Genomic DNA, 22,050 nt, shown 5'->3' on the forward strand with positions numbered 1-22,050 from the left:
TATCGGGTGGATGGCCGAAAAGGGGTGGAGTGATGGAGGTGCGGCATGGCGGGCTTCGCCCATCTGCATGTCGCGTCCGGTTACTCCGCCCGCTACGGCGCCTCCCACCCCGAACAGCTCGCCCGGCGGGCGGTCGGGCAGGGCATGACGGCGCTCGCGCTCACCGACCGGGACACGGTCACGGGGATCGTCCGCTTCGCGCGGGCGTGCGCCGGAACAACGGTCCGGCCGATCTTCGGCATCGACCTGGCGGTGGAGGCCCTCGCACCCCCGCCGCCCGCACAGCGCCCGCGCACCCCCGCCCGCGGCGGCGCGCACGTGGTCGAGCCGCCCCTGCGGTTCGTACTGCTGGCCCAGGACCGGGCGGGCTGGGCGCGGCTGTGCCGCATCACGTCGGCGGCGCACGAGGGTGCCCTGTCCGGTACGGCGCCGGTGGTGCCGTGGGAGGCGCTGCGCGAGTACGGCGGCCCCGGCCTGACCGTGCTGCTGGGCCCGCTCTCGGAGCCGGTGCGGGCGCTGTCGGTGGGCCGGGAGGACGTCGCGATGAAGCTGCTGGCGCCCTGGCGGGAGATCTTCGGGAGGGGAGTGCGGTTGGAGGCCGTAGCGCAGAATCGTTTCGGCACAGCTCCGGGCTCTCTCCGTCTGGCCGCCCGCACCCTCGCCCTGGCCGACCGCACCCGCACCACCGCCGTGCTCTCCAACGCCGTCCGCTACGCCGACCCCGACCAGCACCGCCTCGCCGACGTCCTCGACGCGGCCCGGCTGCTGCGCCCCATCGACCGGCGCCGCCTGGACAGCGGGCAGCGCTGGCTCAAGGACGAGAGGGAGATGACGGTCGTGGCACGGATGATCGCCGAGTGCGCCGGAGCGGACGTCCGCCGGGCCCGCCGGCTGCTGGCGGACACCGCGAACACGGCGGAGGCCTGTGTCGTGGACCCTGTGGACCTCGGCCTCGGCAGGCGGCACTTTCCGGAACCGTCGCTCTTCGGCGCCGGACCGGAGACGGGCGGCGCGGCCGGGCTGCTGCGCCTGCGGTCGGAGGAGGGCCTGGCCCGGCGCGGCCTAGACCACGACCGCGCGGCACGCGACCGGCTGGAAGAGGAACTCGCCGTCATCTCCCACTGGAACTACGACGCGTACTTCCTCGCCGTCGGCCAGGTCGTCGCCGACATCCGGGCCAAGGGCATCCGCGTCGCCGCCCGCGGCTCCGGCGCCGGATCGCTGGTCTGCCACGCGCTGGACATCGCCACCGCCAACCCGCTCGACCACAGCCTGCTGTTCGAACGCTTCCTCAGCACCCGCCGGGAGTCACTGCCCGACATCGACATCGACGTGGAGTCCGCCCGCCGCCTGGAGTGCTACGACACGATCTTCGAACGCTTCGGCAAGGAGCGGGTGGCGGTCACCGCGATGCCCGAGACCTACCGCGCGCGCAGGGCACTGCGCGACACCGGCCTCGCGCTCGGCATCGCGCCCGCCGACGTCGACCGGATCGCCAAGAGCTTCCCGCACCTGCGCGCCTCCGACATCACCGGCGCGCTCGCCGAACTGCCCGAACTACGCCAACTGGCAAGGGAGATGGGGCGGTTCGGCCCGTTGTGGGAACTCGCCGAAGGCCTCGACTCCCTGGTCCACGGCATGGCCATGCACCCCTGCGGAGTCGTCATCAGCGACGCCACCCTCCTGGACCGGCTGCCGGTGCAGCCCACTCCGCAGGGCGACTACCCGATGGCGATGGCCGCGAAGGAGGAGATCGAGGCGCTGGGCAACATCAAACTCGACGTCCTGGGCGTCCGCATGCAGTCCGCGATGGCCCACGCCGTCACCGAGATCGAACGCGCCACCGGCAACCGCATCGACCTCGACGACCCCCAACAGGTGCCGCTCGACGACGTGTTCGCGTTCAAGCTCATCCAGGAGAGCCAGACGCTGGGCCTGTTCCAACTGGAATCCCCCGGCCAGCAGGACCTGTTGTCTCGGTTGCAACCCCGTGACGTGCAGGACGTCATCGCCGACATCAGCCTCTTCCGTCCGGGGCCGGTCGCCGGAGGCATGCCCGAGCGGTACATCGCGGCCCGCCATGGCGGCACACCGTCGTACGCGCACGAAGACCTCGAACCCGTGCTCGCCGACACCTACGGCGTGACCATCTGGCACGAGCAGATCATCGACACCCTGCATGTACTGACCGGCTGCGAGCGGGCCTTCGCGGAGGTCACCCGGCGGGCCCTCGGCGACAAGGAGCAACTGCCCCGGATCAAGGAGTGGTTCCACAAGCTGGCACGCGCGCGTGGCTACAGTCCGGCCGTCCGGGACGAGGTCTGGAAGACCGTCGAGGCCTTCGGGGCGTACGGCTTCTGCCGCGCCCACGCGGTCGCCTTCGCCGTACCGGCCCTGCAGAGCGCCTGGTTGAAGGCCCACCATCCGGCGTTCCTGCTGGCCGGGTTGCTCGAACACGACCCCGGGATGTGGCCCAAGCGCGTCCTGGTCTCCGACGCCCGCCGGCGCGGTGTGCCGGTGCTGCCCGTCGACATCAACCGCTCCAGGGTGAAGCACACCGTGGAGATGACCGAGAAGGAGGAGTGGGGCGTGCGGCTCGCGCTGTCCGGGGTGCGCGGTATCAGCGAGGAGGAGTGCGCGCGGATCGAGGAGGGGCAGCCGTACGGATCGCTGTCGGACTTCTGGCAGCGGGGCCGTCCCAGCAGGCCGGTCGCCGAACGGCTCGCGGAGATCGGCGCGTTGGCCTGTCTGCACGACGGCCGTCTCACCCGGCGCGATCTGCTGCTCCAGATCACCGAGTTGCACCGGCAGTCCCGCAACCGGAGCGCGGGGGCCGGTCAACTGCCCATGGACACGGGCGCTGTTGGGGGAGCGGAGCCGAGCGGGTTGCCGGAGATGACCGGACGCGAGGCGCTGAGCGCCGAGTTGGGCACGCTCGGCATCGATGTCTCCCGGCATCTGATGGAGCATCACCACCGGCTGCTGCGCGAGATCGGCGCGACGGACGCGGCCCATCTGGCCGAACTGCGCGCGGGGCAGCAGGTGTTGGTCGCCGGGGTGCGGGCCTCCACGCAGACCCCGCCGATCGCGAGCGGCAAGCGGATCATCTTCGTGACGTTGGAGGACGGCTCGGGTCTGGTCGACCTGGCCTTCTTCGAGGACTCCCACCCGGCCTGCGCGTACACCGTCTTCCACAGCGGGCTGCTGCTGGTGCGCGGCACGGTCCAGGTGCGCGGCACCCGTCGTACCGTCGTCGGTTCCATGGCCTGGGACCTGGACGAGATCGCGGGCGCCCGTCGGGACGACGGCCCGGAGGCGGCGCTCGCCCTGCTGGGCGCCGACCGCCCGCATCCGACACCCGCCCAGCCGCAGCGCACCTTGGCCAACGGCACCACCGGCGCCCGCCTCCACCCCTACGCCGACCTCCAGCCCGCGGGCACCCGTTCCGCCGACCTGAAGAAGTTCGGCCACCGCAGCCCGGGGAGTGCGGGATGAGCGCGCGGCAGCGGCACATCGCCCACCTTCACCTGCACACCGCGCTGACGGAGACCCAGTACGGCGACATAATCGAACTGGTGTCCGGATTCACGCCTCACGTCCAGGCCATCCCGCCCAACGCCCTTCAGGTGGACCTGACTTCGGCGCTCCGGTACTTCGACATGTCCGCCTACGACGCGGTCCAGACGGTGAAGATGAGACTGAAGGCCCTCTACGACATCGACAGCAGCGCGGGCCTCGCGGGCAACCGCATGCTGGCGGCGATGGCGGCCGACGCGTCCGCCCCGGGGGACACCACCTGGGTGCCCACCGGTCAGGCGGCCGACTGGCTGTACCCCCGGCCGGTCACCGCGTTGCCCGGGATCGGCCGCGCCACGGCGGACACGCTGCACCGGTACGGCCTGCACACCATCGGCCAGCTCACCGACCTGCCGTCGGCGACCCTGCAACGGCTCCTCGGGGCAGGCCAGGCACGGCTGTTGACCGAGCGCGCCCGCGGCCACGACCCCCGCCCGGTCGTCCCCGCGGAACCGGCGGCACATCTGACCGCCGACCTGGCCCTGAGCCAGGACTGCCTGGACCCGGCCCAACACCACCGATTCGTCCTGGGACTTGCCGACCGGATCGGCCAACGCCTGCGCGGGGAAAGGAAGTTCGCGGGCCGACTCACCCTCACGGTGAGATACGCCGACCGCAGCTCCACCACGCGTACGCGGGCGCTGCCGGAACCCACCGACCACTCACCCGCCGTCGCCGCCACCGCCCTGGGCCTGTTGACCTCCCTCGGACTGCAACGCGCCCGCGTCCGGGGCTTCGTGCTCCACGCCGACGACCTGCGTCCGGCGGGCCGTGCCTACCGTCAACTCTCCATGGATCCCGGGGACGCCCGCGCCCGCGCGGTCGAAGCCGCCGCGGACCGTGCCCGGCGGCGCTTCGGGCAGGAGGCGGTACGCCCGGCGGCGCTGGCCGACTGATCTCCGTGTCGCCGAGAACCGTGGAACTGCCCGTGCGCTCAAGGGCGTTGGCGGGGGGTGTTCCGTATCCGCCAGGCCCGCAGCAGCAGGAAGAGCCCGATCAGCGCGACCACCACACCCAGCACCGCGTACTGGCCGTGGCCGGACATGGCCGAGCCGTTCATCGCGCCGACGCCCTGCGCGATCCAGACCGCGCCGAGCACGACGAGGATGATCCCGCCGACACCACGGACCACCATGGTCACTCCATTCCCCGCACCGGTACGTCACATGGGCGTTGGCCGCCCACGTCCATCGCTCAGCTTCGTCCTGTTCGGCGCGCTCGGGGCGGTCGAAAACCTTACGGAACGGGAACGTCGTACCGGCCGGGGTGTTGGAGGGCGTGGGCGCAGGGGAGTCAACTGTTCGCCGCGGCGCGCAGGATGAGCCTGGTGATCACTTCCGGGTGTGTCACGAGCGACAGGTGGCCGGAGTCGACCTCGATGGTCGTGGCGTTCATGCGCCGGGCCATGAAGCGCTCCAGGTCGGGGTCGATGGTGCGGTCGTTCTTCGAGACCGCGTACCAGGACGGCTTCCGGTGCCAGGCGGCGACGCTCGTGGTGGGCGGAGCGGTCGAGAGCGGACCCTGGGCCGCGTAGAGCACGAGGGCCTCCTTCCTGGGCACGCCGTTGGCGAAGTCATCGAGGAACGCCGACCGGCCGATCCACTTGAATCCGCCCGAGGTGACGATCCCGGCGGTGACCGGCGAGGTGGGGAACTTCGCGGCGAGCGCGGCGTAGTCCTCGCCGGCCTCCGGGGCGCGGGCGGCGACGTAGGCGAGCCCGGCGACGTTCGGGGCGAGCCCGGTCTCGGAGATGACGGTGCCGCCGTAGGAGTGCGCGACCAGGATCGTGGGGCCGTCCTGCTGCGCCAGCGCGAAGTTCGTGGCGGCGACGTCGTCGGCGAGGGACGTCAGGGGATTCTGTACGGCGGTGACGTTCATGCCCGCCGCCTGGAGCAGGGGGATGACCTTCGCCCAGGAGGAGCCGTCCGCGTAGGCGCCGTGCACGAGGACGACGTTGCGTACCGCGGGCCGGGGGCCACGGGTCGCCGCCCTGGCTGCCGGGGCTCCGGAAACCGTGGCTGCTGCGACTCCCGCGCCGAGCGCGGAGAACTGACGACGACTGAATGCCATGACTGTCTGCTTTCTCTTTCACCAGGGGCATCGGGGACGTCGGGGTCTCGGACGTCGAGGTTTCGATTCGACCATACTGGCTCTTACTGCCATGTGGCGGTGTCCGCCACATGGCAAAATGTGCGGCGACAAGGACAGCGGGCCGGCGTGCGGAGGGTGTGGAGTGGGACTTCGGGAGATCAAGATGGAGCGGACCCGTCAGCTCATCGCGGACACGGCCATCGCGCTCTTCGAGGAGCACGGGTTCGACGCCACGACGGTCGATCAGATCGCCGCCGCGGCGGAGGTCGGTCCCCGGACGGTGTACCGCTACTTCCCGACCAAGGAAGCGCTCGTCGTCCGCTTCACCGAGGACACCTTGAACACCGCGCTGGAGGAACTGCGCGGCCTGCCCGAGGAAACACCGCTGCCGCAGGCCCTGCACCAGGTGGTCGAGAGCGTCCGGCGCACCATCGAGGGCGACTCGGAGCGGCGCAGGGTCGTCTACCGGATCATCGTCAGGACCCGGTCCCTGCACGCGGAGCTGCGTGCCGTGAACTGGCTGTGGCGCGAGAGCCTCGCGGAGGAGATCGGCCGGCGCGCCGGGGGCCGTACCTCTGGCATGGTCGCGGCCCTCGCCGCCGCGAACATCGCGGCCGTCGTCGAGATCGCGATCGCGGAATGGGCGCGCGGCGAGGAGCCCACCGCCCTGGGGGCGGCCATCGAGCAGGCCCTCGAACTTCTCCGCACCGGCGATGTCCCCATCCCGGCGCCCGGCCCGGTGGGGTGACGCCGGCGCCGACCTCAGGGATGTGACGAGCACTGCCTCACGGCAGATGGAGCCTAGTGGCAGTTACTGCCACGATATGCGTACACTGGCGTACCGAAACGGCTCCGTTTCGCTTTCTTCCCTTGCCCCGGAGAGTCCCATGTCCACATCGCCCAAGTCCCTGACCGAGGAAACGGCAGCGCCCCCGCCCCAGGTCCCCCTCGCGGTCGACGACGCGTCCGACCGTCGCCGCTGGTGGGTGCTGATCGTGATCGCGATCGCCCAGCTGATGGTGGTGCTGGATGTCACGATCGTGAACATCGCCATGCCGTCCGCGCAGCGCGACCTGGGGTTCAGCGACGGGAACCGGCAGTGGATCGTCACGGCCTACGCCCTGGCCTTCGGCAGTCTGCTGCTCCTCGGCGGCAGGCTCGCCGACCTCTTCGGCCGGAAGATCGCCTTCCTGGTCGGTATCGCGGGCTTCGCCGGCTCCTCCGCGCTGGCCGGTGCGGCGCCGAACTTCGAGGTGCTGGTGACCGGGCGGGTCCTGCAGGGGCTCTTCGGCGCACTGCTCGCCCCGGCCGCCCTCGCCGTCCTCAACGTCACCTTCACCACGGCGAAGGACCGGGCCCGCGCCTTCGGTGTCTTCGGGGCCATCGGCGGTGCGGGAGGCGCCTTCGGACTGCTGCTGGGCGGACTGCTCACCGAGCACCTGAACTGGCGCTGGACCCTCTACGTCAACCTGCTCTTCGCCGTCATCGCGTTCACCGGCGGACTCGTCCTGATGCGCAAGGGCGCCCCGGCCGTACGGCCCAAGCTCGACCTCCCCGGCACCGTCCTGGGCTCGGCCGGCCTCTTCGGTCTGGTCTACGGCTTCGCGAACGCCGAGACCTACGACTGGTCCTCGCCGATGACCTGGGCGACCCTGATCGCCGCCGTGATACTGCTGGCCGCCTTCACCTGGTGGCAGACCCGCGCCCCGCATCCGCTGCTGCCCCTGCGGGTGCTGGCCGATCGCACCCGGGGCGCGGCCTTCCTGGTGATGGCCATCGCCAGCGCCGGGCTCTTCGGCGTCTCCCTCTTCCTGACCTACTACCTGCAGTCCTCGCGGGGCTTCACTCCCGTCAGGACGGGGCTCGCGTTCCTGCCGATGATGGGCAGTCTGATGGTCGTCGCCCAGCTGTCCATCAGCGTGCTGCTGCCGAAGATCGGCCCCAAGATCCTGGTGCCCCTGGGCCTGCTGACGTCGGCCGCCGGCCTGGCCCTGCTGACGGAACTCGGCCTGAACAGTGGCTACGCCACCGGTGTGCTGCCCGGACTGCTCCTGATCGGTTCCGGTATCGGCCTGTCGCTGCCGCCCGCGATGAGCCTGTCCATCCATGGGATCAGGGTCGAGGACGCGGGCGTCGGCTCCGCGGCGGTCAACGCGATGCAGCAGGTCGGGGGCGCCATCGGCACCGCTCTGTTCAACACCCTCGCCGCGAGCGCCGCGACCGCCTACCTCGTCGGCAGGACACCCACCCGGGCCACCGTGGCCCAGGCCCAGCTGCACAGCTACTCGACCGCCTACTGGTGGTCGGCCGCCCTCTTCGTCGCCGGTGCCGTGATCGCCGCGCTCATGTTCCGCAAGGGCCGCCCCGAGAGCGGCGAACCGAGCGCCCCGATCGTCCACATGTGACCAAGGCCCCTTGTCCGTACGTCAGTTGGCCCACGGCGCGACGATGCGCGTGCCGTCCGCCAGCTCCGCCTCCAGGCCGATGGTCGTGGTGACCCAGGTGGTCACGGTCCGGTCGGTGGGGTTCTCGACGCCGAAGGCCGCCCCCGGGTTGATGATCAACGTGTCGCCCGCGCCGACCCGCTCAGTACGACCGTCGAGCGTGATCACCAGCTCGCCTTCGAGGACGTGCAGGATCTCCTCGTGGTTGACGGTGTGCAGGGGGGCCTTGGTGCCGGCGGGGATCTCGCCCCGCCACGCGCACAGTTCCTTGCTGCCGGTGCGGGGATGGGCGTACGAGACGAAGCGGGCGCCGTGGATCTCGTGGACGACGGCGTCGGACGGGTGGACGACGGGCACGACTGCCTCCAGGAATAGATAGTCAAGCTGCTTGACCATATCTCCAACATGGTCAAGCAGCTTGACCGGTTCGTCAAGGGTGTTTCAATGCCGTCGTGGAGAACTCCGAGGCCATGGCCCTGACTGCCGCCCTGCTCGCCGCCGCGGGCGACCTGACGAAGCGCATCAACGACGGGGTCGTCGCCCGTGGATTCGAGGGGCGCCCGGCGTTCGGCTTCGCCTTCACGCGGCTCGCGCCGGACGGGGCGACGGCGACCGACCTCGCCGCGCATCTCGGGATCACCAAGCAGGCCGCGAGTCAGCTCGTCGACGAGCTCGTGCGCAAGGGGTACGCGGAGCGGCGTCCGCACCCCGATGACGCCCGCGCCCGGCTCGTCGTGCTCACCGAGTTGGGGTGGGCCTGTACGCGGGCCGCGGAGGAAGCGGCGCTGGAGGCCGTGCAGCCCTGGGTCGAACTGCTGGGGGAGGGTGAAGTGCGCGTGTTGTGTGACCGTTTGCGGCGTATTGCGCCCTACGGTCCCATCAGGCCCACCTGGTGACTGGTTATCACTGGAAGTTTTTACTGACGCGTAACTTCACACTTCACCTACTCGCTCGTAACTTGACGAGTGAACAGCATTCTTGTGATCCGGATCACAGGGCGTAAGGCCGTCGCAACTCCCTTGAGCCGCAAGGAGATCACACGATGCTGCCCTGGAAACGACTGCTCAGACCCCTGACCGCGCTGCTCCTGACCGCCGCGGTCGCCGCCGTTCCCGTCACCGCCGCGCACGCGGCGAGCGCCCCCAGCAGTGGCTGGAACGACTATAGTTGTCGGCCCTCCGCCGCCCACCCCGACCCCGTCGTCCTCGTGCACGGCACCTTCGCCAACGCCACCGACAACTGGCTGACCCTCGCGCCGTACCTGGAAGTCCGCGGCTACTGCGTCTTCTCCCTCGACTACGGCCAACTCCCCGGCGTCCCCCTCGTATACGGCCTCGGTCCCATCGACCAGTCGGCGGCCCAACTCCAGGTCTACGTCGACAAGGTGCTCGCCGCGACCGGCGCAGCCAAGGTCGACCTGGTCGGGCACTCGCAGGGCGGGATGATGCCCCGCTACTACCTGAAGTTCCTCGGCGGCGCCGCCAAGGTGGACACCTTCGTCGGCATCGCGCCCGACAACCACGGCACCACCCTGGACGGCCTCACCAAACTCCTGCCGTACTTCCCCGGCGCCGAGGACGTGATCTCCTCGGCCGCTCCCGGCCTCGCCGACCAGGTCGCCGGCTCGGCCTTCCTCGCCAAGCTGAACGCGGGCGGCGACACCGTCCCCGGCGTCCACTACACCGTCATCGCCACCAAGTACGACGAGGTCGTCACCCCCTACACGAGTCAGTTCCTGAGCGGGTCCGACGTACACAACGTGCTGATCCAGAACCTGTGTTCAGTGGACCTGTCCGAGCACGCCCTGCTCGGGCTCACCGACCGGATCGCCTTCCACGAGGTCGCCAACGCCCTCGACCCCGCGCACGCCACCGCCACCACCTGTCTGTCGGCGCTGAGTTGACCGTAGGCACACCGTGGGGTCTGTCCGACCTGAGCCGCCGGACAGACCCCGCCCCCTGCACGGGCCGTACTAACGGCCGTGCCGTCCACCGCCGTTGGTCGCGCGGCGGCGGACCGAGGCGAACAGGGCCGCCGCGCCGAGGGCCAGGGAGGCCGCGCCGCCCACGATGAGATACGGCGAGCTGTTGTTGGCGCCGGTCTCGGCGAGGTTCGCCGAACTCCCCGCCGCCTGCGGTTCGTTGGCCGTGTCGGAGGCCTGCTCTGTCGCGGCGACCGGCTCCGCCGAGGTGCTCGCGTCTGCGTCCCCGTGGCCGTTGTGGTCGACGGTCGACTTGTCGGCACCGGCCGCGATCTGCTGGCTGGAAGGGGCGGAGGCGGTGGGCGCGGGAGTCGTGGGAGCGGCGGGGGTGGGCTTCGAACTGCCCGTCGCACCACCGCCGTTGGCCCCCGTGCCGCTTCCGTCACCGCTCCCGCCGAAGCTGACGTCCGAGCAGGAGTAGAACGCCTCCGGGCTGTCCGAGCGCTGCCAGATCGCGTACAGGAGCTGCTTGCCCGAGCGTTGCGGGAGGGTGCCGGAGAAGGTGTAGAAGCCGTTCGAGGCGACCGGGTCGGTGGACGTCGCGACCGGGTGGTCCAGGTCCAGGTCCGCCCAGGCGAGCGGCTGGGCGGGGTCGTAGCCGGACTTGGTGATGTACACCTTGAAGGTGCCCTTGTGCGGGGCGGTCACGCGGTACTTGAAGGTGTACGAGCCGCTGCTCACGCTCGTCGCCGGCCAGTCGGCGCGGGCCAGGTCGAGGCCCTTGAACTCCTCGTTGTTCGCGCTGCACAGCTTGCCGTCCGGGATCAGCGTCTGGTGCTGCCCGTTCGCGTCGCCGATCCGGATGCCGTTCCAGTCGTAGAGCGCCTGCGTGCCACCGGCCGCGACCGCCGCCCTGCACGCGTCCGACTTCGGGCTCTCCGGCCCCTCCGCGTAGCACTGTGCGACCCGGCTGACCGGGTCGCCCATCGAACCGTGCGCCGCCGCGGGCGCCGCGGCGAGCGCGGTCAGGGCGAGCGGGGTCATCCCGAGGACGGCGACAGCGGCGACCTTGCGGCGTGCGGGCATGGGGGAACTCCAACTCCTCGGACGGTGCTCGGCGCGGGGACGGATCGCGGGGGACGGATCCCGTGGGGGTGATCAGAAGCTAGCCCCTGGAAACCGCGAAATCGCCTGCTGGAGACGGGAGAGGGAGATCCTTATGGTCGTGTTAAGGCAGGGCTAACTGAGGGCTCAGGCAGGGACGGTCCCCATGAGTCCGGAGAGGTGTCGCGGATGAGTGGAGCGGACGGGGTTCGTGTCGCCGTCGTCGCCGATGTGCCGGCCGTGAAGGCCGTGACCGATATGGCGTACCGGCACTACATTCCGCGCATCGGTGTGGTGCCGCAGCCCATGGAGGCGGACCACATGGCGAATGTGGTCGCGGGGCGGGTGTTCGTGACGGGGGAGCCCGTGATCGGGCTGGTGGTGATCGAGGAGCGCGGCGATCACCTGTTCCTCGACAGCATCGCCGTCCACCCCGACGCGCACGGCACGGGGGTGGGACGGCGGCTGCTGGAGTTCGTGGAGGCACGCGCGCGTGCGCTCGGTCTGCCGGAGGTCAGGCTCTACACGAACGCGCTGATGTGGGAGAACCAGGAGATCTACCCGAGGTTCGGGTACGAGGTCGTGGAGCGGCGCGTGGATGGGCCGTACGACCGCGTCCACTACCGGAAGCGGCCGGGCTGACCAGGGGGGGCCGACCGGGGTCAGCCGTCCGGCCACCACGTGCGGGCGATGTCCTTTCGGACCTCGGGGCGCTCGGCGGGGCGCTCGTCGGTCTCGTCCCGTACCCGGCGGGTGTCCGACTTCTTCAGGGGCTTCTGCACGGTCACGCGGCGCATGGCTGCCTCCTTGTGTCCACCCGGGTCGTGTTCTCACGGGGTAGACCGTTTCCGGGAGGGTGACTCATCGGCGCGGGTCTGTCTGTGGCGGCTGTCACGATCGGACTGTCAGTGGCGGGTGTCACCCTTGGCGCATGAGTGAACCTGTAGCGAACTTCGACTGGGACGCGGAGGCGGCCGCCTTCGACGAAGAGCCTGATCACGGGCTGCGCGACCCGGAGATCCGGCGGGCCTGGGCCGACCGGCTGCGCGGCTGGCTGCCCGACAGCGCCGCCGACATCCTCGACCTCGGCTGCGGCACCGGCAGCCTGTCGCTCCTCGCGTCCGAGCAGGGGCACCACGTCACCGGCGTCGACCTCTCCCCGGCGATGGTGGACCTGGCCCGCGCGAAGCTGGCCGGCCGTGACGCGGCGTTCCTGGTCGGTGACGCGGCCGCGCCCCCGGTCGGCGAGCAGCGCTTCGACGTCGTCCTCGTACGGCATGTGCTGTGGACGCTGCCCGACCCCGGCCGGGTCCTGCGGCACTGGCGCGGGCTGCTGCGTCCCGGCGGCCGGCTCGTGCTGATCGAGGGCGTGTGGGGCACGGTCAACCCGGCCGGCATACCCGCCGACCGCCTCACCGAGCTCCTGGCGCCCCTGGCCGGATACGTGCACCTGGAGCGGCTGTCGGACGACCTGCTGCTGTGGGGGAAGGACGTGGCCGACGAGCGGTACGCGGTGGTGGCCATCCCCGCCATCCCCTGAGCGAGCCCGCCCGCCGTCACGCCACCAGCGCGTCGAACCCGCCCTCACTGGCCAGCCTCTCCAGCTCGTCGAGCGCAGCCACGGCCGCCGCCGCGGCTGCGGGGTCCGACGCGGCCAGCCCGCTCTCCTCGAACTCGTCCTCGTCCAGGCGCCGGACGTCCGTCCCGTCGGCGGAGATCCACAGGTCCAGATCGAGATCCTCTACGACGAGTTCGGCGCCGGAGAGCGTGGCGGGGCGGGTGATGTCGCAGTACCAGCCCTTCAACTGCCCTGCGCCGTCCCGGACTTCCTTCACGGCATACCAGCGGTCCCGCCAGTAGTACTCGGTGAAGACGTCACCGCGCTCGAAGCGCACGAAGCCGAAGTCGCGGACGCCGTCACCGGCCCAGGGGGCGCGGACGGCGAGGTGGGTGCCGTCGTCGAAGAGGAGTTCCGCCGTGTAACGGATCTTCGTTCGGCCCGCCTTGACGAGGACGACGTCCAACTGGCGTGCGGGGTCAGACGAGTTCGCGGACATAGCGCACCTCCGTGGCGCAGGCCTCGTAGCCGAACCACTTGTTGATCGAGAGCATCGGGCCGTTGCCCGTGTCGTTGCCGGTGAACGCCTCCGTGTATCCGGCGGCGCGGGCCCGGTGCAGGGAGTCGTTCTTGGCGAGCTTGGCGAGGCCGCGGCCGCGGTGGGCGCGGGCGGTGCCGGTCATCACCGTGCCGTAGCGGCCGTCGTCGTCCGTGCGGGCGGCGCTGAAAGCCGCGGGGCGTCCGTCGACGAGGGCCACGGACGTCAACTCCTGGCTGAACAAAGGGTGTTGCCAGGTGCCGTCCAGCCAGGCCTGGTAGTCCGTGAACTCGACGCCGATGTCGCTGGGTTCGTCGGCCATCGTCTCCGCGTCCAGCTCGAACAGGGGGCGCGGGTCCCCGGCGAAGTCCGAGCCCGGGCGGATCTCCACGTCCGGCGGCGGATCCTGGAGCGAGGGCAGGGTGCCGTGCGCCAGGTCCAGACGGAGGAAGTACGCGGAACGGCTCGCTGTATAGCCGAGGCGTTCGGCGAAGGCGCGGTTGGCCGGTTCGTCCAGGACCCAGGCGTAGAGCCTGGTCGCGCCCTGGGCTGCCAGGTGCTCCTCGGCGGCGCGCGCCAGGAGCGAGCCCGCGCCCCGGTGGGTGCGCTCCGGGTGCACGTACACGTTGACGAAGCCCCGGTCGGGTTCCGGGCTGTCGTAGGCGATGCCCGCCTGGGCCGTGCCGATGATCTCGCCGTCCTCCTCCGCGACCAGCCTGCGCAGCGCGGCCTCCGGCTGGGCGTGGGCGATGTCGTGGGCGACGGACTCCGGGGTGAACAGCATGTAGGGGAGGGCGAGTCGGCGTACCTCGACGAAGCCGTCCAGGTCGGCCCGGACATCGGGACGCAGGTCGCGTGCGATCACGGTCATGGGGCCGCACGCTACGGCGGAGCCGCGCCGGAGTGCCTCCTATTTTCCGGCGGGTGCCTTCGCCGCATTTCCGGCGGGCGCGTTCTCCGGCGGGTGCGGGACAATCGGGCCGTGACCTTGAAGATCCACATCGATGACAGCGCCGCCCCCTACGAGCAGATCCGCGCCCAGATCTCGGAGCGGGCCCGCTCCGGAGCACTGCCGGTCGGCTACAAGCTGCCCACCGTCCGAGGGCTGGCCGAGTCGCTCGGTCTCGCCGCGAACACCGTCGCCAAGGCGTACCGGGCGCTGGAGACGGACGGCGTGATCGAGACGCGCGGCCGCAACGGGACGTTCGTCGCGGCCGCGGGCTCGGCGGCGGAGCGGGAGGCGGCGACCGCAGCGCAGGCCTACGGCGAGCGGGTACGGCGGCTCGGGCTCTCGGAGTCCGACGCGCTGGCCGCCGTACGGGATGCGCTGCGGGCGGCCTACGAGGCGTAGCGGGACCGGGGTCTACAGATACAACCCCGCGTCCGCGCCCTCCCGTTGGTCCGGTACCGAGGTCGGCTGGGTGCCCCGGCGCAGGGCGTACAGCTCCGCCAGGGTCGCGCCCTCGCGGCCCACTCCCTCCTCCGTGCCGAGCCAGTCGACCGACTCCTTGCGGGTGAGGGGGCCGACCTCGATGCGGGCGAGGCAGCGGCCGGGGCGGACGACGGCGGGGTGGAGGCGCTCCAGGTCCTCGTTGGTGGTGACGCCGACCAGGACGTTGCGGCCCTGGCCGAGGAGGCCGTCGGTGAGGTTCAGGAGCCGGGACAGCGCCTGGCCCGCCGTGTGCTTCGCCTCGCCGCGGATCAACTCGTCGCAGTCCTCCAGCAGGAGGAGCCGCCAGCGGCCCTTGCCCGTCGTGTCGTCCTCGCCGATCGCGATGTCCATGAGGTAACCGACGTCGCTGAACAGCCGCTCCGGGTCCAGTACGCAGTCCACCTGGCACCAGTCGCGCCAGGAACGGGCCAGCGTGCGCAGCGCCGAGGTCTTGCCGGTGCCCGGCGGGCCGTGCAGCAACAGGAGCCGGCCCGCGATGTCCTCCGGGGTCGTCTTCATCAGGGTGTCCATCGCATCGGCCACCGGACGCGTGTAGTTGGGACGCACCTCGTCCCACGTGCCCGCCGAGATCTGCCGGGTCGTCCGGTGCGGGCCGCGCCTGGGGGAGACGTACCAGAACCCCATCGTCACGTTCTCCGGCTGCGGTTCGGGTTCGTCCGCCGCGCCGTCGGTCGACTGGTCGAGGACCTTCTCGGCGAGCTCCTCGCTGGTCGCCGTCACCGTGACGTCGGCGCCGCGGTTCCAGCGGGAGATCAGCAGGGTCCAGCCGTCGCCCTCGGCGAGGGTCGCGCTGCGGTCGTCGTCGCGGGCGGCGCGCAGCACGCGGGCGCCCGGTGGGAGCAGGGTCGCCCCGGTCCGGACGCGGTCGATGTTCGCCGCGTGCGAGTACGGCTGCTCGCCCGTCGCGAAGCGGCCGAGGAACAGCGCGTCGACGACGTCGGACGGGGAGTCGGAGTCGTCGACGTTGAGCCGGATCGGCAGAGCGTCGTGTGGGTTAGCGGACATGGGGCCATGATCCGGCACAGGGACGCCGTGTGCACCCGCTTTCCGCAGTGCGCCCCCGAGTGTCGGCGAACCGCTCCGCTGGAAAAGCGGCGAGGGGCCGTCGTTCGGCTGCGGCGCCGTCGTGGCTGGTCGCGCAGTTCCCCGCGCCCCTTTGGGGCACGGCTCACGCCGTTACGCCCCCGACCTGTTACAAGCCTGTGCGCGTACGGATCTGCCCCACCTGCTCCCCCCGCCGTTACTGTTGCCCTTGATGGGACGTCATGGGTGGAATTCGGGGGCACTGCGGTGGCGGCTCACCGCGCTGCTCGGCGTGGGTGTCGCCGCACTGGCGCTGATCGTGACCCTGATCAACACGCTTCCCGGCGGCGGAAGCACCACCGGCACCTCACGCGACGGCGACAAGGTGCACGGCATCCCGGCGACCCCGCCCGACCAGGGCCGGCCCGAGGTCGGCTGGGGCTTCACCCACACCCAGTACAGCGCCGACGAGGGCAGCGGCGCCGCGACCGAGCGCGTCGAGGGGCTGCTGGCGAAGTCCCAACTCCCGCAGGACCAGGCCATCATGGGCTGGGGCGCCGACAACCCCGAGCCGGTGAAGGGGCGTTACGACTTCGGCGCCCTGGACCGCCGTATCGACTTCATGCGCAAGTCCGGCGGCACCCCGGTCATCACGCTGTGCTGCTCGCCGGACTGGATGAAGGGCGGCAAGTCCGGTGTGGGCAACACCGATTGGAGCCAGGCCTCGCTGGAGACGGCACCGAAGCCCGACCACTACGCGGACTACGCGGCGCTCGCCGCGACCGTCGCCAAGCGGTACCCGGACGTCACCCACTTCATCGTGTGGAACGAGTTCAAGGGCTTCTGGAACGACGCCAAGCAGCGCTGGGACTACGAGGGTTACACCCGGCTGTACAACCTGGTCTACAAGGCGCTGAAGAAGGTCAACCCGAAGATCATGGTCGGCGGTCCGTATCTGGTGATGGACAGCGTGGACCCGCGTGACGCGAACGCCTCCAGTACGTTCAAGGGCAGTTGGGGCGCGATGGACCAGCGGATCATCGACGCCTTCGACTACTGGAACGAGCACAAGGCCGGCGCGGACTTCGTGGTCGTCGACGGCTCCAGCTACACCAACGACGACGACCTGCTGCCGGACGAGTTCGGGGCCACCGACAAACTCACCGCCGTGAGCGAGTGGGTGCGGCAACAGACGCACGATCTCCCGCTCTGGTGGGCCGAGTACTACGTCGAGCCCGCCGACGGCAACGACGACCGCAAGGGCTGGTCCGAGACCCACCGCGTCGCCGTCCAGGCCACCGGCATGATCGCCCTGGCCAAGGGCGGCGCCAGCTCCGGCTTCTACTGGAACCCGGAGGAGGAGAAGGGCACGGACTGCCCGGGCTGCCTGTGGACCCCGACCGACAGCTCCGACGGCGGGCAACAACTCCCCATGTACGACCTGGTGTCCCGCTTCGACGCGGCCTTCGGGCCCGGCGCGAAGTACGAGACCGTGCCGGTCGCCGCCGACGACGTGCCGAACGTACGGGTCCTCGCCACCGACAAGACGATCCTGGTCGTGAACACCCTGGACCGGCAGATCAGCGCGAACGTCGACGGCAAGCAGTTCGACATGGCGGCCTACGGGGTCAAGTGGCTTACCCGATAAGCCACTTGACCCCCTAAGCCCCTGCTACTTCATTGTCAGGAACCGCTGCACCAGCGAGGCCAGCACCACCGCCAGCAAGGGCAGCGAGAACCAGAAACTGCTCTGCAGCCACCGCAGTTGACGCACGCTCGGCCGCACCGCGACCCGGACGACCTCGCGGGCCGTCAGCATCAGGATCAGGGCGAGGGCCGCGAGCGCGCCCACCACCGACCACGGCGTCCAGGTGATCTGCGGTCCGATCGGCCCGGGATCGGGCTGGGGGACCGCACCCGCCGGCTGCTCGCGCAGGGAGTACATGGTCACGTCGGCGTTGACGAGCACCTTCTTCAACTCCTGCCGGTTGTCCAGGTTCTGGATGAGCCGGGACTCCCAGGTCGCCGAGTAGCCCGCGTCCAGCTGGAGCGAGACGACCTGGCTCTTGTTGAGCATCAGATACGAGTTCGGGCCCGCGTCTTTGAGTGCCTTGACCAGACCGGACACCAGCACCGGGTCCGAAGGAGCCAGCGTGGGCACGTAGTTGACCCGCTCCATGTCCTTCGCGCCCCACGGCATCGCCGGCGTCACGTCGTTGACCGTGTCGTCGCTGAGCCACAGCAGCCGTACCGTCGGCTTGTCGTGGGCGTACACGTAGTTCATGGCCGCGACCTCGCCGGGCCGGACCCGCTCGAAGCCCTCGTTGCCCCAACGGGCCACCAGGAAGCCGCCCATGAGCAGCAGCCCGGCGAGCAGGGCGGCCAGCGGGGCGAGGCTCACGCGGTCCTTCTCGCGTTCCTTGGCGGTGGCGCCGGTGCGCGGGAAGAGGGCGAGACCCGCGAGCAGGGCCGCGCCCGGCACCGCGAACATGAAGACGCGCAGCGCCATCTCGCCGCCGTAGGACTGCATGCCGAAGCCCAGGAACGGGACGAAGGTGAGGACGAGCAGGGAGCGTTCGCGGTACTTGTGGTCGCGGCGGCGCCACCAGCCCCAGCAGGCGAAGGCCATGACGCCGCCGGCCAGCAGGACGCGGGTGTAGAGGACCAGCTTGTGGGTCGAACTGCCGCCCTGGATACGGCCGGAGACGGACGTCGAGACATTGCTGCCGACGCCGCCGACCCCGCCGAAGAGGTCGTTGAAGTGTCCGGACCAGTACGGCTCGGCCATGAAACCGAGCCAGACCGCGACCAGCACCCCGAACAGGATGGGCAGGCCCCGGAGTTCGGAGCGGCCGATCAGGACGAGGGCCGTGAGCACGCCCAGCATCACGAACGGCGTGAGCTGGTGGGCCGGGACGCTCGCCGCGAACAGGCCGATCAACACCAGGAGCAGGACGGCCTGTTGGCGCCGGTCGGTGGGTTCGACCTCCGCCTCGCCGGGCCGCATCCTCGTCCACAGGACGTGCGGTGCCCGGAACCAGACCAACAGGATCGCCACGAAGGCCAGGTAGAGGAGGAAGGTGAAGCCCTGCGGGGAGAAATAGTCCTGGCCTACCCAGCCGCTGAGCACGAAGATCCAGACGCCGGTCCACTTCGCCCGCCAGCTCGCCCGCAGGGAGCGTACGAGCAGGAACATCGGTGCCAGGTAGGCGAGTTGGATGGCCGTGGGCCACCAGCGGATGACCTCGGACCAGTCGGTGACCCCGCACGCCTTGCCGACGAACGCGGCCACCGCGAAGAAGCCCGGCCAGCTCCAGCGGGCGTCCAGGTCGGGTACGGCCGACCCAGTACGGTCGATGTAGTCGATGAACCCGAGGTGCTGCCAGGCCGTCGGGAAGCGCGGCTCGGGCTCGATCACCGCGGGCAGCGCGTGCAGCGAGACCACCGTCGCGAGCAGGGTGATCAGCAGCAGTGCCTTGTGTTCGCGGCCCAGCCACAGCAGCGCGGCGAACACCACGATCAGCAGCGCGGCCCCGGCCAGCGTCGGCAGCGGCAGCACCGAGATCAGGCCGAGCCCGCCCATGCGGTCCAGGTCGGACTCGCCGAGCCGCGCCGCGGGCACCCAGTACAGGAGCAGCGCGGCGACCAGCAGACAGCCGAGCACGACTCCGGGGCGTGTGGGCACGAGGCGTTCGCGGAGGGACAATGGGCGTGCGGGCGGCGGGACTTCGGACTCCCGCGCCTCCCGGTCCTTCTCCGCCGCGTCCTCACGGGCCTGTTCCCGTACGAGCGACTCTTCCGGTACGACCACGCGGTCGGAGCCGTTGGCGGGCTCGAACGGCGCGTCCACCTCCGGCTCGGCGGACGGGCTCAGCGAGGACTCCGAGCCGGGTTCACGTTCCTCCACGGGCAGCCCGACGATCTCGGACCGCTTGATGCCGAGGGCCCAGGTCGGCCGTTGCTCGCCGGAGACGATGGGCGTGCCGGTGGGCGGGGTGCCGGGGCCCGGGCGTACGTCCGGCCGGCGTTCGAGGTGGTCGAAGTCGACGTGGATGCCGAGCGCGAGGGTGTCCGAGTCGAGCGCCCAGGCCGGGCCGCGACGGCGCGGTGCGGCGGCGGGGACCTCGCGCGCCCCCAGGTCGGCGAGGTCGCCGTCCGGTGCCGCGTCCTCGGGCAACTCCGCGGCCGGGGCCGCCCGTAGCGTCTTGAAGAGTCTGGGCGCGGCGATCGCCACGATCACCGCGAGGCTGGAGATCTCGGCGACGCCCGCGCCGGTCAGGCCCATGCGGGGGAGCAGCAGCAGCGTCAGACTGAGCACCAGGACGCACAACAGGCCCTGCAGCCAGGCGAGTCCACTCGTGCGGCTCTGCGCGCGCAGCACCGCGAAGTACGTCTCCATGAGGACCCGCAGCAGCGCGCCCACCGCGAACCAGCGCAGCAGCGGGGTCGCCGCGTCCGCGTAGCCCGCGCCGAACACGCCCAGGATGTACGGGGCGCCGATGAACAGCAGCCCGCAGATCGGCAGCATGATCCGGGCCATGCGCTTGAGCGCGGCCCTGGTGTTGGCGGCGATGCGCGCCGGGTCGTGGGAGCCCTCGACGGTCAGGGAGGCGCCCATGTTGATGGCGAGCAGGTTGACCGTGCCGCCTATCGTCGTGGTGATGTAGAAGTACGCGTTGTCCTCGGAGCTGACCTGCGAGGCGATGATCACCGGCACGAGGTAGACCACGGCGAGTGAGAACAGCGAGCCGGTGTAGTCACCGGCGAGGAACCTGCCGATCTCCCGCAGCGTCGGCGGCCTCGCGTGCTCCTCGGTCGCCTTGATGTGCCGGGGCACCAGCCGCCGGAACACCAGCCAGCCGAGCGGCACCACGGAGAACGCGATCGCGGCGACCCAGGACACGAAGACACCGCTCGCGGCGAACACCGACGCGAGCCCGACGAGCAGCGCCAACTTCACTGCCGAGAACACGGTGTTGCCCACCGGCACCCAGGGCGCGCTGCGCAGCCCGGTCAGCACCCCGTCCTGCAGCGTGAGCAGGTTCCAGGCGACGACGGCGACGACGAAGCCGAGCGCGGGGACCGGCCCGTGCAGGAAGCGGTACGAGGGTCCCCAGTCGTTCAGCGTCAGCAGGAAGATCCCCGCCCCGAACGCGACGACGATCGAACTGCCCGCGTACGTACGGAAGATGAGGCGTCCGGTGGCTCGTCCGGCGACCGGGATGAAGCGGGCCAGGGCGCCGGTCAGCGTGACCGCCGTGAGTCCGGCGAGGAGCTTCATCGCCGCGATGGCCGCCGAGCCCTGGCCGACCGCGGTGGGGGAGTAGTAGTGGGCGGCGATCAGCCAGTAGCCGAGCCCCAGCACCGCGGAGATCCCGGTGTTGAGCATCAGGGCGTAGGCGTTGCGGAACAGCGGGCTGCCGCCGGGGGACTTGTTCCTTCCCGGCAGGCGCAACCGGCGCCCCGTCTGCTGGGGCGCCTCGGTCTCGGGCGCCGCGTCCTGGGTGGTGGTCGTCGTGTCAGACACGGGAACGGCTGGCCTTCCGGCGGACCTGTCGAGCTCTGCGGACCATGGCGTACCCCTGGGTGAGGGCACGGTCCCTGGCGAAGTTGCGGGCGATCGCACGGCCCTCCACGAGCCGCGCGAACTCCTCGACTCCCGTACTGCGGCGCACGGTTACCCGCCGCAGCGCGTACGGTCCCTGGCGGCGCCGGGCGAGGTCGTTGCCGACGGCGAGCGCCTGGGCGAACCCGGTCTCCCGCACCGCCTGGCGCACCCGGCCGCTGGAGTAGCCGTACGGATACGCGAACGAGACGGGTACGGCGCCGAGTTCGTCGGCGACGATCTCCTTGCAGCGGACCAGCTCCGTGCGCAGGGTGTCGTCGTCGAGCTGGTCGAGCTGCGGGTGGGTGTGGCTGTGGCCGCCGATCTCGACGTCCGCGCCCGCGAGTTCGCGCACCTGGTCCCAGTCGAGCATGGTGTCCAGGCCGCCGCCGGTGTCCTGGTCCCCCCGGATCCAGCCGGTGGAGACGAACAGGGTGGAGGCGAACCCGTGTTGGGCCAGCGCTGGCAGCGCGTGCCGGTGCACGCCCTCGTAGCCGTCGTCGAAGGTGATCAGCACCGGACGCTCGGGCAGCGGTTTGCCGGAGCGCCAACTCGCGGCCAGTTCAGCCGTGTTGACGGGGGTGAAGTTCAGGTCGCCGAGGAGTGCCAGCTGCTCGGCGAACGCCTCGGGCGCGACGGACAGTTCGCGGGTGGCGTCGTTCGGGGCGGCGGCGATCGAGTGGTACATCAGGATCGGCACCGGTGTGTCACTCATGTCCGACCCCCGCGCTCGTTGC

20 protein-coding genes are annotated in these 22,050 nt (G+C 70.9%); 10 read left to right on the plus strand and 10 right to left on the minus strand.

All coding sequences use genetic code 11. From position 1 onward, the window contains the following. Nucleotides 1–45 precede the first annotated feature (45 nt). On the plus strand, nucleotides 46–3,495 hold the full coding sequence (locus OO69_RS42260) for a DNA polymerase III subunit alpha (protein WP_033286279.1): 3,450 nt from the start codon (nucleotides 46–48) through the stop codon (nucleotides 3,493–3,495). Further along, nucleotides 3,492–4,472, plus strand: a complete 981-nt coding sequence (locus OO69_RS42265) for a DNA polymerase Y family protein (RefSeq protein ID WP_033286280.1) — start codon at nucleotides 3,492–3,494, stop codon at nucleotides 4,470–4,472. The genes OO69_RS42260 and OO69_RS42265 overlap by 4 nt, the downstream gene beginning before the upstream one ends. 38 nt (nucleotides 4,473–4,510) lie before the next feature. On the opposite strand, the gene OO69_RS42270 is transcribed toward OO69_RS42265, so the two are convergent. Beyond that, nucleotides 4,511–4,711, minus strand: a complete 201-nt coding sequence (locus tag OO69_RS42270; RefSeq protein ID WP_033286281.1) for a hypothetical protein — start codon at nucleotides 4,709–4,711, stop codon at nucleotides 4,511–4,513. 158 nt (nucleotides 4,712–4,869) lie between these two features. After that, on the minus strand, nucleotides 4,870–5,646 hold the full coding sequence (locus OO69_RS42275; protein ID WP_033286282.1) for an alpha/beta fold hydrolase: 777 nt from the start codon (nucleotides 5,644–5,646) through the stop codon (nucleotides 4,870–4,872). Between the two features lie 184 nt (nucleotides 5,647–5,830). On the opposite strand from OO69_RS42275, the gene OO69_RS52205 reads away from it, so the two are divergent. Together OO69_RS52205 and OO69_RS42285 are read left to right on the plus strand one after the other, a co-directional pair. After that, entirely contained in the window at nucleotides 5,831–6,415 is a 585-nt protein-coding gene (locus OO69_RS52205; protein ID WP_234444672.1) for a TetR/AcrR family transcriptional regulator, read from the plus strand. 139 nt (nucleotides 6,416–6,554) lie between these two features. Beyond that, nucleotides 6,555–8,072: an MFS transporter gene (locus tag OO69_RS42285; RefSeq protein WP_033286284.1), complete on the plus strand. Its 1,518-nt coding sequence runs from the start codon at nucleotides 6,555–6,557 to the stop codon at nucleotides 8,070–8,072. Between the two features lie 21 nt (nucleotides 8,073–8,093). Here OO69_RS42285 and OO69_RS42290 read toward each other — a convergent pair whose 3' ends face one another. Further along, a complete protein-coding gene (locus OO69_RS42290; RefSeq protein ID WP_033286326.1) occupies nucleotides 8,094–8,468 on the minus strand; it encodes a cupin domain-containing protein in 375 nt (124 codons plus the stop codon). Nucleotides 8,469–8,563: 95 nt separating this feature from the next. Between OO69_RS42290 and OO69_RS42295 the strand changes: the two genes are divergently transcribed. Next, nucleotides 8,564–9,007, plus strand: a complete 444-nt coding sequence (locus tag OO69_RS42295) for a MarR family winged helix-turn-helix transcriptional regulator (RefSeq protein ID WP_033286285.1) — start codon at nucleotides 8,564–8,566, stop codon at nucleotides 9,005–9,007. Nucleotides 9,008–9,153: 146 nt separating this feature from the next. Further along, nucleotides 9,154–10,014 carry an esterase/lipase family protein gene (locus OO69_RS42300; RefSeq protein ID WP_033286286.1) on the plus strand — a complete coding sequence of 287 codons (861 nt, stop codon included), beginning with the start codon at nucleotides 9,154–9,156 and terminating at the stop codon, nucleotides 10,012–10,014. A 69-nt stretch (nucleotides 10,015–10,083) separates the two neighbouring features. On the opposite strand, the gene OO69_RS42305 is transcribed toward OO69_RS42300, so the two are convergent. After that, complete coding sequence (locus tag OO69_RS42305; protein ID WP_033286287.1) at nucleotides 10,084–11,118, minus strand: lytic polysaccharide monooxygenase auxiliary activity family 9 protein; 1,035 nt, start codon at nucleotides 11,116–11,118, stop codon at nucleotides 10,084–10,086. Between the two features lie 207 nt (nucleotides 11,119–11,325). Here OO69_RS42305 and OO69_RS42310 point away from each other — a divergent pair, with 207 nt between their 5' ends. Next, a complete protein-coding gene (locus OO69_RS42310) occupies nucleotides 11,326–11,778 on the plus strand; it encodes a GNAT family N-acetyltransferase (protein WP_033286288.1) in 453 nt (150 codons plus the stop codon). 20 nt (nucleotides 11,779–11,798) lie between these two features. On the opposite strand, the gene OO69_RS53645 is transcribed toward OO69_RS42310, so the two are convergent. Continuing rightward, a complete protein-coding gene (locus OO69_RS53645) occupies nucleotides 11,799–11,933 on the minus strand; it encodes a hypothetical protein (RefSeq protein WP_106971207.1) in 135 nt (44 codons plus the stop codon). A gap of 134 nt (nucleotides 11,934–12,067) precedes the next feature. Between OO69_RS53645 and OO69_RS42315 the strand changes: the two genes are divergently transcribed. After that, entirely contained in the window at nucleotides 12,068–12,676 is a 609-nt protein-coding gene (locus OO69_RS42315; RefSeq protein ID WP_033286289.1) for a class I SAM-dependent methyltransferase, read from the plus strand. Between the two features lie 16 nt (nucleotides 12,677–12,692). Here the strand turns inward: OO69_RS42315 and OO69_RS42320 are convergent, their stop codons facing one another. Both OO69_RS42320 and OO69_RS42325 read right to left on the minus strand, forming a co-directional pair. Beyond that, entirely contained in the window at nucleotides 12,693–13,193 is a 501-nt protein-coding gene (locus tag OO69_RS42320) for a DUF402 domain-containing protein (protein ID WP_033286290.1), read from the minus strand. Further along, on the minus strand, nucleotides 13,174–14,103 hold the full coding sequence (locus OO69_RS42325) for a GNAT family N-acetyltransferase (RefSeq protein WP_033286291.1): 930 nt from the start codon (nucleotides 14,101–14,103) through the stop codon (nucleotides 13,174–13,176). The genes OO69_RS42320 and OO69_RS42325 overlap by 20 nt, the downstream gene beginning before the upstream one ends. A gap of 111 nt (nucleotides 14,104–14,214) precedes the next feature. Here OO69_RS42325 and OO69_RS42330 point away from each other — a divergent pair, with 111 nt between their 5' ends. Continuing rightward, nucleotides 14,215–14,583: a GntR family transcriptional regulator gene (locus tag OO69_RS42330; protein WP_033286292.1), complete on the plus strand. Its 369-nt coding sequence runs from the start codon at nucleotides 14,215–14,217 to the stop codon at nucleotides 14,581–14,583. Nucleotides 14,584–14,595: 12 nt separating this feature from the next. Here the strand turns inward: OO69_RS42330 and OO69_RS42335 are convergent, their stop codons facing one another. After that, on the minus strand, nucleotides 14,596–15,690 hold the full coding sequence (locus tag OO69_RS42335; RefSeq protein ID WP_033286293.1) for a DUF5925 domain-containing protein: 1,095 nt from the start codon (nucleotides 15,688–15,690) through the stop codon (nucleotides 14,596–14,598). Nucleotides 15,691–15,940: 250 nt separating this feature from the next. Between OO69_RS42335 and OO69_RS42340 the strand changes: the two genes are divergently transcribed. Beyond that, complete coding sequence (locus OO69_RS42340) at nucleotides 15,941–17,356, plus strand: GH39 family glycosyl hydrolase (protein WP_033286294.1); 1,416 nt, start codon at nucleotides 15,941–15,943, stop codon at nucleotides 17,354–17,356. A gap of 24 nt (nucleotides 17,357–17,380) precedes the next feature. On the opposite strand, the gene OO69_RS42345 is transcribed toward OO69_RS42340, so the two are convergent. After that, nucleotides 17,381–21,235 carry a lipopolysaccharide biosynthesis protein gene (locus OO69_RS42345; protein WP_033286295.1) on the minus strand — a complete coding sequence of 1,285 codons (3,855 nt, stop codon included), beginning with the start codon at nucleotides 21,233–21,235 and terminating at the stop codon, nucleotides 17,381–17,383. Beyond that, nucleotides 21,228–22,028, minus strand: a complete 801-nt coding sequence (locus tag OO69_RS42350) for a polysaccharide deacetylase family protein (RefSeq protein ID WP_199811138.1) — start codon at nucleotides 22,026–22,028, stop codon at nucleotides 21,228–21,230. Before OO69_RS42350 ends, OO69_RS42345 begins: the two co-directional genes overlap by 8 nt. Nucleotides 22,029–22,050 lie beyond the last annotated feature (22 nt).

The organism is Streptomyces sp. NRRL F-525 (assembly GCF_000716605.1).
Classification (GTDB): domain Bacteria; phylum Actinomycetota; class Actinomycetes; order Streptomycetales; family Streptomycetaceae; genus Streptomyces.